General features: G+C 55.8%; 8 protein-coding genes. All 8 read right to left on the bottom strand.

Features of this window, described 5'->3' with window-relative positions:
• Positions 1-34 precede the first annotated feature (34 nt).
• The 8 genes from HMPREF0673_RS04045 to rpoN all read right to left on the bottom strand — a co-directional run bounded on the left by HMPREF0673_RS04045 (position 35) and on the right by rpoN (position 9757).
• On the bottom strand, positions 35-829 hold the full coding sequence (locus HMPREF0673_RS04045) for a DUF3108 domain-containing protein (protein ID WP_007898396.1): 795 nt from the start codon (positions 827-829) through the stop codon (positions 35-37).
• 229 nt (positions 830-1058) lie between these two features.
• A complete protein-coding gene (locus HMPREF0673_RS04040; RefSeq protein ID WP_040596373.1) occupies positions 1059-3023 on the bottom strand; it encodes an Ig-like domain-containing domain in 1965 nt (654 codons plus the stop codon).
• 204 nt (positions 3024-3227) lie between these two features.
• On the bottom strand, positions 3228-4733 hold the full coding sequence (locus HMPREF0673_RS04035; RefSeq protein WP_007898393.1) for a GH3 auxin-responsive promoter family protein: 1506 nt from the start codon (positions 4731-4733) through the stop codon (positions 3228-3230).
• 11 nt (positions 4734-4744) lie between these two features.
• Positions 4745-4912 carry a hypothetical protein gene (locus HMPREF0673_RS14120; protein ID WP_007898392.1) on the bottom strand — a complete coding sequence of 56 codons (168 nt, stop codon included), beginning with the start codon at positions 4910-4912 and terminating at the stop codon, positions 4745-4747.
• A 7-nt stretch (positions 4913-4919) separates the two neighbouring features.
• Positions 4920-6776 (bottom strand): 4-hydroxy-3-methylbut-2-en-1-yl diphosphate synthase, encoded by a 1857-nt coding sequence (locus HMPREF0673_RS04030; protein ID WP_007898391.1) that lies wholly within the window; start codon positions 6774-6776, stop codon positions 4920-4922.
• Positions 6777-6901: 125 nt separating this feature from the next.
• Complete coding sequence (gene purE / locus HMPREF0673_RS04025) at positions 6902-7405, bottom strand: 5-(carboxyamino)imidazole ribonucleotide mutase (protein ID WP_007898390.1); 504 nt, start codon at positions 7403-7405, stop codon at positions 6902-6904.
• Positions 7406-7582: 177 nt separating this feature from the next.
• Positions 7583-8200, bottom strand: a complete 618-nt coding sequence (locus HMPREF0673_RS04020; RefSeq protein WP_007898389.1) for a phosphatase PAP2 family protein — start codon at positions 8198-8200, stop codon at positions 7583-7585.
• Between the two features lie 3 nt (positions 8201-8203).
• Positions 8204-9757 carry an RNA polymerase factor sigma-54 gene (gene rpoN, locus HMPREF0673_RS04015; protein WP_007898387.1) on the bottom strand — a complete coding sequence of 518 codons (1554 nt, stop codon included), beginning with the start codon at positions 9755-9757 and terminating at the stop codon, positions 8204-8206.
• Positions 9758-9811 lie beyond the last annotated feature (54 nt).

The following is a 9811-nucleotide window of genomic DNA, read 5'->3' as shown; positions in this document are numbered from 1 at the left end:
TTGGTGCAGTTGAGACAACTGCACCCCCTGATGATTACTTCACGCCCTTTGTGCCCGACAGGAATGCCTTTGCTACGCCGAGTTTTAGGAACATATCGAGTCGAACGGGTATGTGGTGAGCGTCGTCGGTGACATAGAAGCGTACAATCTCTTTTTCTTTATTCTTGTTTTCGTCCTTCTCTATGTACGAGAGTTGCAGACAGCGATACTTCACTCCGTTGTCGCCCTTGACGGTTGTTTTGCCTTTGTATTCGAGTGTGGCGTTGATGATCTTCGCACCGTCGGTGATGGGTATGTTGATGCGGTTGCCTTTCTTCCAGTGTTCGGGTTTGAACGAGCGTGCGCGCAGGAAGATGCTCATCATGTCGTAGGCACAGGCTGTGCGGTTGAACTCCTTCCACACATGTTCGCCGCTGTTCTTCTGTCGGTGCAGCTTTACGTGCTGATGGTTGTTATGGTACGCGTAGAATGCCTCGTCTACGGTGTAGCGTTTGCCCTCGCGTGCTCCCTTGCGGTAGTAGAGCGGTTCGAGGTCGAGCGTGTTGTAGCAGAGTAGGGTGTCGCGCATGACGAACATCTTGTCGAGTGTCTCCGATGTGCGTGTGATGAGTGCCATACGTAGGGCTGGTTGTCCCTTGTAGTTGCTCTTCACCACCGACATCGACGCTGTGCCTGCCTTCACCCATACAAACTGCCAGTTGAAGTAGAGGTTGTATGAGAGGAACTCGCCTGGGTTGACTGCCGTGTTGCGGTACTTGCACTGTGCCGTTGTGGTCTGCAGACCTGCCAATAGCAGGGCTACGACGAGGAGGAAGTGTTTGGTTTTCATATTATTGTTTATTTTAGTGTAATTTATTCAAGTTTCGCAAGCGAAAGTAGTTAAGAAGTTAAGGAGTTCTCGCACCCTTCGGTCGCTAAGGAGTTAAGCCATTAGTTGTTTTGCTTGATTTACAGCATTAAAAGCATTTGGCTTAACTTCTTAACTCCTTTAACTACTGAATTCTCTGAACTTGCGAAAGTTCAGTAATTTATTTAATTGACTTTTGAACACCCCCTCGTCAGAACGGGTACGCCACGCCCAGTTTGCGTGCTCTCTCGATGTTGCGCTGCTGTATCTTGCGTTGCTGTTCGCCCTTTTGTTTCTTTATCTCGTTGGGCTTCTGCTGGTCGAGAGGCTTTGCCGTGATGTCCCAACTCAGGTTCATGTCCCACTTCGCCTTACATTCTATGTTGTACGGATAGTAGAACACCTCTTCGGGTTGCAGGCCGGTGTTGTAGTCGCCCGTGTCCCACACGCCGTTGTTGTTGGTGTCGACGAAGAGACGGGCGTAGTAGGTGCCTGGCTTGATGTAGTAGAACGTGGCATAGCCGTTGGTGGTCTGTACGCTCTTCACCGTCTTGTCTTCGCGGCTGAGCAGTTCGACGCAGATGTTCTTGCCCTTCAGCTGCTGAATGTTCAGCACCACGCTACTGTAGTCGTCGAGCGAACCCACCTTGAAACCTTTCTTCAGCTTGGCTGATGCCACGCCGTAGATATCGGTGAAGGCGAGCGAGTCGATTTCCAAGCTGTACTCTATGTCGGGGCGCCACTCGGCACGCAGCGTATATATGCGTTTCGACTCCTCGTTGGCTATGCTGTCGCCCCACATCTTCGTCTTTATAGGTTCGAAGCGCAGCGGTGCCTCGTACCACAGCGTGTCGTGCTTGGCGTAGAGGTGTATCTTCGATGTGTCGGCAGAGGCGAGTGGCGTGTCGAACTCGAAGCGTATGTTGCGGTCGGGGTCGAGTTTCGAGTCGAGTTGCAGCTTGAATTCGAGTTCCTTCGGTGGCATTATCGAGTCGTAAGGCTCGCCACGCTTGCGCTTCTTCTCCTCCTTCTTCTTCCACTCCTCGAAGCTCTTCTGTGCTTCCTTCAGGCGTTTCTCGTATGGTTGCTTGGAGAGTATCTGCAGCGTGTCGGTCTGTGGCACGAGATTGCCGAGCGTGTCGGTCATCAGGTAGGTCATCGCCACGTTCAGCGTGTCCTGGTTTACGAGCGTGGTGTCGCGCAGCCAGTAGGTGATGGTGTCGCGTCGTGCCGACGGTTCGATGAGCAGTTGGTCGGTAGCGTCGAAGTTGAGCGGTGTCAGCTCGGGCAGTCGGTCCGATCCGTAGCTGAAGAACAGCGAGAAGCTGTTGGGTTGCTGGCGCTCCGCTTTAAGGAAGAAGCGGTCGGTCTGCACGTGTTCGAAGGCTCTGAGCACGAGGTCGTCGGGTGTGAAACGTGTGTATCCCGTGCGCTTTATGTCCTTGATGTGCAGCGAGTCGAGCCACAGCGTGTCCTGGCGCATGGCATCGCAGAACGATGGGCGTATGGTGTCGTGCGAGAAGGCTATCTGCTCGCTCTTCTGTGAGAAGCGGTAGTCGCCATCCTGGTCGTTGAGGGCGTAGATGCGGTATGCGCCCGGTGCCACACCCTTTATGACGAAGTATCCGCGCGAGTCGGCACGCGCCACGCGCAGCATGGGCTGCTTCTGGAAACACGAGTCGGCAAACTCGGCGTACAAGCCCACGAGTATGCCCTTCACTGGCTCCAGGTTCTGTGCCGCGAGCACCGTGCCAGCCACTTCGAGCGTGTCGATATGGTTGCCCGTTGAGAAACTGTAGGTGTAGTTGCCCATAGGGTTGCCCTCGTTGTTGTCTTTGATGGCATCGGAGAAGTCGATGGTGTACGTGGTGTTGGGCTTCAGCGAGTCCTTCAGCAGCACGCTTATCTTCTTGCCCGTAGCCTTTATCTCTGCCTGCTCGAGCTGCGGAGGCGACACGACCACCTTCTCCGACGCGTTCTCTAACTTTATGAACTCGTCGAAGTAGATGTTCACCTTCTTCGCTGACACGTCAGTGCTGCGGTCGGCAGGCGTTGAGGCTATCACGTGCGGCGGTGTCTCGTCGTACCAGCCACCGTCGGGGCGACCCATGCGGGCGCACGACGAGAGCAGCACGATTACACCTATTATATATAATATGTTTCTTAGTTTCAGCATTTGGCTTAACTTCTTGTTTTTTATTAGTTTTTCAGCAACACAAATGTCAGATTGGTCGGTGTAGTTCTTGCTCTGGCAAGTGGTAAAGATCGGTGCACTTGAGACAAGTGCACCCCCTGAGGATAGCAACACAAATGTCACCATCTCACCACCTCACCATCACAACATCAAATCTCACCATCTCACCACCTCACCACAACAACATCACTTCACCCCCATTATCTCCTCAATGGTCTTGCGGTTGTTAGAGAGGCGTGGTATCTTGTGCTGTCCGCCGAGCTTGCCCTTCGAGCGCAGCCAGTCGTCGAACTGTCCTTTGCGTGCTACGACAATCTCTAACGGCTGCAGCGTGATGTCGTGGAAACGCTTCGCCTCGTAGTCGGAGTTGATAGCCTGCAGCTGGTGGTCGAGCAGGTCGGCGAACTCGTTGATGTTCTCCGGCTCCTTGGCGAACTCGATGAGCCACTGGTGGCGGCACTTGGCGTTGGCATCCATGAACACCGGAGCAGCCGTGTACTCCTTCACCTCAGCACCGGTCTGCTGGCAGGCATAGGCGAGACCCTTCTCGGCGTTGTCCTGTATGAGTTCCTCGCCGAAGGCGTTGATGAAGTACTTCGTTCTGCCCGTGATGACGAACTTGTATGGGCGCACCGATGTGAACTTCACCGTGTCGCCAATCATGTAGCGCCACAGTCCGCACGACGTGCTGATGAGCATGGCGTAGTTCTTGCCTACCTCCACGCCCTCAAGCGGCACGATGTTCGGGTGCTCCGAGTCGAACTCGTCCATCGGCAGGAACTCGTAGAACACGTCGTAGTCGAGCATCAGTAGCATCGACTTGTCCGCAGGGTCGTTCTGTATGCCGAAGAAGCCCTCCGAGGCGTTGTACGTCTCCATGTAGTGCATACGGTCGCTCTTTATGATGTGCTCGTACTGTGAGCGGTAGGGTGTGAACGCTATGCCGCCGTGGAAGAACACCTCAAGGTTCGGCCACACCTCGTCGAGGCGCTCCTTGCCCGACAGCTCGAGCACGCGCACCAGCACGCTGAGCATCCACGAGGGCACGCCCGAGATGTTAGTCACGTTCTTGTTCAGACACTCGCGGGCGATGCGGTCGCGCTTCACCTCGAAGTCGCTGAGCAGCGCGGTCTGCTTTTTAGGCACACGCACGAGGTTCACGAGTGGGTTGATGTTCTCGATGAGAATGGCGCTGAGGTCGCCCACGAGCGAGCCTGCCACGTTGTAGTTGGGCGCGTGCGAACCGCCTAAGATCAGTCCCTTGCCGTCGAACATACGGCTCTTCGGGTTGTTCTGCAGGTAGAGTGCCACCACGTCGGTGCCACCCTTGTAGTGGATGTTCTTCAGTCCTTCAGCCGATACGGGTATGAACTTGCTCTTGTCGTTCGTAGTGCCCGACGACTTGGCGTACCACTTCACCTTTCCGGGCCACAGCACGTCAGCCTCGCCGTGGCGCATACGGTCGATGTCAGCCTTCAGTTCCTCGTACGTGTTCACCGGCACGTTGCGCACGAAGTCGTCGTACCCCTTTGTCGTAGCGAAAAGATGATTTCTGCCATACTCGGTGTTGGCAGCCGTGTGCAGAAGGTGCTGCAACATACGGTGCTGCAGTGCCTCTGGTTCGGTGAAATGTTGTTCCAGCTTATGCTGTCGGGGTGCGAATGCATATCGTGCAATGCCTGTTAAGCTCATTGTCTATTGTTTTATATTAATGTAATTTCTGCCATCTGCATCGGTCGGCGCAGACATCCGCATCGGTCGACGCAGACATCCGCATCGGTCGGTGCAGACATCCGCATCGGTCGGCGCAGACGTCCGCATCGGTCGGCGCAGATGCTAAACGTAGTACGTAGACATCTGTTTTGACCCACTTTCTTGTCAGTGTTTCTTCCTGTCCTCTTCGATAAACCGCAGCAGATGCTCCACAGCCTCACTCTCCGGTATAGCTTTCTCCACGCACATCTTCTGCTTGTAGAGCGATATCTTGCCCGGTCCGGCACCTACATATCCGTAGTCGGCATCTGCCATCTCGCCCGGTCCGTTCACGATGCAGCCCATTATGCCAATCTTCAGACCCTTCATGTGCGCTGTAGCCGCCTTTATCTTGGCGATGGTGGAGCGCAGGTCGTAGAGCGTTCTGCCGCAACCCGGGCAGGAGATGTACTCCGTCTTCGAGGTGCGCAGACGAGCCGCCTGCAGTATGGCGAACGCGGTGTCGGTGATGTCGCGCACGGCGATGTCGCCGTTGTTCATCAGCCACAGGCCGTCTGTCAAGCCGTCGATCATCAGCGCACCCATATCGGCTGCTGCCTCAAGCTGCAGGTCTGCCTTCTCCGCGCTGCTATGACCGTACATCTGGGCGAACACAACGGGGTTGAACAGGCCGTTCGACCACAGTTCGTGAGCCAGTGCACGCTGCTCGCCGAGGCGGTTCTGCTGGTTGGACACAGCCACTACGACCACCTCCGGGTGAGCCTTCAGGCAAGCCATGTACTCCTCCGACGGCGCACCGAGCTGCAGCACGAGGAACTTCACCTCTGCCTTCACTCCGCCCACGAACGGCGTAGCGTTGTACGGGAAGATGGGGTAGGTGTTCGGCTCGCCGGTGTAGGCGTTGAAGTCGACGATGTATTTCTGTCCTTCGCGGCGGTTCTTGGGCAGCTTAGTACCGCAATAGATGTAGTCGGGGGTCATATCGGGGTTGAACTCCACGCTCTCTGCGTCGTCGTTCTGTGCGAAAGAAGCTATCACGACGGGCGTGTTCGAGCCGCCGATGCCGCCTGCAGCGCGTGTAGGGCGGCGCTCAGGGCGCACCCACGAGAAGTCCTTCGCCTCGGTTCCTGGCACGAGGGTGTGTCCGGCGCGCTTCGTGATATAGTCGACGAGGTGGCGTGCGACGGGTATCTCCGCCTCCGGCTCCTCGCTCAGACTCACGCGAATGGTGTCGCCGATGCCGTCGGCAAGCAGTGCGCCGATGCCCACCGCACTCTTGATGCGTCCGTCCTCGCCCTCGCCTGCCTCGGTCACGCCGAGGTGCAGCGGATAGTGCATGTCTGCCTGGTCCATCTCGCTGATGAGCAGGCGCACGGTGCGCACCATGATGACGGTGTTCGATGCCTTGATGCTTATCACTACGTTGTCGAACTGCTCCTTCTTGCAGATGCGCAGAAACTCCATGCAGCTCTCGACGATGCCTTCCGGCGTGTCGCCGTAGCGCGACATGATGCGGTCGGAGAGCGAACCGTGGTTCACGCCGATGCGCACCGCGGTGTGGTGTTCGCGGCAGATGTTGAGGAAGGGCACGAAGCGGTCCTCCAGCTTCTTCAGCTCGTCGGCATACTCGGCATCGGTGTACTCAATCTTCTTGAACACACGTGCCGGGTCGACGTAGTTGCCGGGGTTCACGCGCACCTTCTCGGCGTACAGCGCAGCCACGTCAGCCACGTTGGCGTTGAAGTGAACGTCGGCTACGAGCGGTGTCTGATAGCCGTCGGCACGCAGTTGTGCGTTGATGTTCTGCAGGTTCTCAGCCTCTCTGCGACCCTGCGTAGTGAGTCTGACGAGTTCGCCGCCTGCTTTGATGATGCGCTCAGCCTGCGCCACACACGCCTCCGTGTCGTTGGTGTTGGTGGTGGTCATCGACTGCACGCGTATAGGGGCATCGCCACCTATCTGTATGTCGCCTACTTGCACGGGTGAGGTGGAGCGGCGGCGGTAGTTGAAGAGATCAATCATGGTTTGTGATGTTGTGATGTTGAGATGTTGAGGTGTTGAGAGATGTTGAGATGTTGAGATGTTGAGAGATGTACTATTGTCACCATCTCACCACATCACCACCTCAACATGGAATTCTCACCACCTCAACACTTAAAGTCGTACTTTACCTCGGCGAGCTCCTTGTTCGCCTTTTCTATCTTCTCGCCCAAGCCAGCCTTGTACTGTGCCATCTTCTCGGCGATGCTGTCGTCGCAGAGCGCAATCATCTCGCAAGCGAGGATGGCAGCGTTCATGGCTCCGTTCACGCCTACTGTTGCAACGGGGATTCCCGGGGGCATCTGTATGATGGAGAGCATGGCATCGAGTCCGTCGAGCATACCCTTGATAGGCACGCCGATGACGGGCAGGGTGGTGCTTGCAGCGATAACGCCCGGCAGGGCTGCTGCCATGCCTGCTGCTGCGATGATTACCTTAACGCCACGCGCCTTAGCGCCCTTAGCGAATTTTTCTACTGCGTCCGGTGTGCGATGAGCAGAGAGGGCGTTCACCTCAAACGGTACCTGCATGTCGTTCAAGAACTTGCATGCCTTTTCCATAACGGGCAGGTCGGATGTGCTGCCCATGATGATGCTAACTAATGGAGTCATATTATTGTTGTTTTATTGTTATTATTTTTTTCTTTTTCTTTTTCTAAGCCGAACTAAGCCTCTTTAGGCCTTTTTAAGCCTTTGCTAACTAAGCCTTTCTACGCCTTGGCTTAGGTAGGCCTAAGAAGGCTTAGTTCGGCCTATCCTTAAAGGGGTCTAAGGAGGGATTGGGAGGGGCTACAGTCCCAATATCACAGCAAAGGCGATAACCACGCCTACGCCGAAGCCGGCAGTCACTTGTGCGAGGGTGTGCTGGCGCAGTATGATGCGGCTGGTGCCGACGAGTCCGGCGAGCACGAGGGTGAGACATAGCCACGAGATGGGGTTGAACATGAAGATGAACGAGAAGGCGAGCAGTGCGCCAACCACGCCCCCGATGGCTGCGGTGTGTGTAGACACCTTCCACCACACGTTTATGAGCGAGCATACTATCTGTATCACGAGTGCCGCCATGAGTATGTTGCCCATGAAGTGGGGTATGTTGTACAGGCGCATCACGTAGAAGCAGGCGTAGTAGCTCACGATGGAGAGCAGATAGGGCACTACGCGGCGCTCCTTACGGCTGAGCTGTATGAGTGTCCAGCCGTGGTAGTTGCGGTAGAGCTTGATGAGCAGGGTGGGCATGAGGATGGTGAAGAAGTACACCATTGCGAGCACACTGAGCTTGTACCCCCACGGCATCTGGCTGAGATAGCTGAACGTGAAGAGTACCGTCATACCGACAAACGATAGATAGAACGGGGTGAACACCGCGCTGAGAACGCGGGCTACGAGGATTATGTTCTTTTCTTTCATTGTTTAATTCTTCCTAAGCCTTGCTACGGGTATGCCCAACTGTTCGCGATACTTCGCTACGGTGCGTCGTGCGATAGGGTAGCCGAGTTTTGCGAGTGCCGCTCTGAGGGCGTCGTCGCTGAGTGGTTTTGTCTTATTCTCTTTGCTCACGAGGTCCTTCAGTGCGAGCTTTATCTTGCGTGTAGACATCTCTTCGCCGTCGTCGGTGGTGTAGCCGTCGTTGAAGAAGAAGCGCAGGGGGAATGTGCCCCAGTTGGTCTGTGCGTACTTCACGTTGCTCACGCGCGATATGGTGCTTATGTCGAGTCCCGTACGGTCGGCTATATTCTTCAGAATCATCGGCTTGAGGTCAGCCTCGTCGCCGTCCTGGAAGAACTTGCGCTGCCAGTCGATGATGGCTTGCATGGTGAGTGTGAGTGTGCGGTAGCGTTGCTTTATGGCTTCGATGTAGCCCATAGCACGTTCCACCTTCTGTTTGGCGTAGAGCAGAGCCTCCTTTTCGCGTCGCGACATGGTGTCCTTGTTGTTGCGATAGGTCTCCATGAGTTCGCTGAACGACGACGAGACGCGCAGCTCGGGTATGTTACCATTATTAATATAGAACGAGATGTTGCCGTTGTCGTCGGTGTCGACGATGAAGTCGGGCGTTATCTGTTGCACGTTTCTGCCTTCTGTCTCGCCGAGCGATGCTCCGGGCTTGGGGTTCAGTCGGCGTAGTTCGTCGCAGACGCGCTTGTTGGTGTACTCATCGATGGCGAGCAGCGAGCCGATCTTGTCGAAGTGTTTCTTCGTGAACTCGTCGAAGTGTTCGCTGATGACGGCTCTCATAAGCGGTTTCAACTGGTCGTCGGGGCGGCGTTCTATCTGTAGCAGCAGACACTCCTGCAGCGAGTGTGCACCGATGCCTGCCGGGTCGAAGGTCTGCAGTATGCCGATGATGCGGTCGATGTCGCTCACCTCGCAGTAGATGCCATGGTAGATGGTCAGCTCGTCGCATATCGACTGGCTGTCCTTGCGTAGTAGTCCGTCGCTATCGAGCGAGCCGATGACGTATTCCATTATCTGCTCGTCGGTTTTGGAGAGGTCTATCTCGCCCATCTGCTCCTTCAGCTTGTCGTAGAACGAGCGTGTGTCGCCGTACACCATCTCCTCGTAGTCGGCGGAGTCGGCACCGGATGCTCCGGTGTAGGCAGCTGTCGGCATGTCCTCGTCGGAGCCCGTCATGCGGTCGAGTGCGTTGTTCAGTGCCGACTCGCGTTCCTCGCGCTCCGTATGTGCAGCGAAGGCGTCAGCCTCGCTCTTCTCGTCGTCGATGTCGCTGCTGCTGTCGCTGCTGTCGTGGTCGGCAGAGGGCGTGTATGTGGAGCTGTCTGTGCTGTCGTTGTCGAAGATTTCTTCGTCGGCTTTCACGAGGGCAGGGTTGTCGTCGAGCTCCGCGTTCACGTTCTCTTCGAGTTCGGTGAGCGGCATCTCGAGCATGTGTACCTGCAGCATCTGTTGTTGCGACAGACGCTGCACCTGCTGCAGCTTTTGTTCCTGGGTTTGTATTAGTTTCATCGTTTTTCTTCTTTTTTAGGCAGCGTTTAAGCCGAACTAAGCCTTTTTAGGCCT

The sequence above is a fragment of the Leyella stercorea DSM 18206 genome (genome assembly GCF_000235885.1).
Lineage (GTDB): Bacteria > Bacteroidota > Bacteroidia > Bacteroidales > Bacteroidaceae > Prevotella > Prevotella stercorea.
This window is presented reverse-complemented; position numbering and strand designations above follow the sequence as displayed.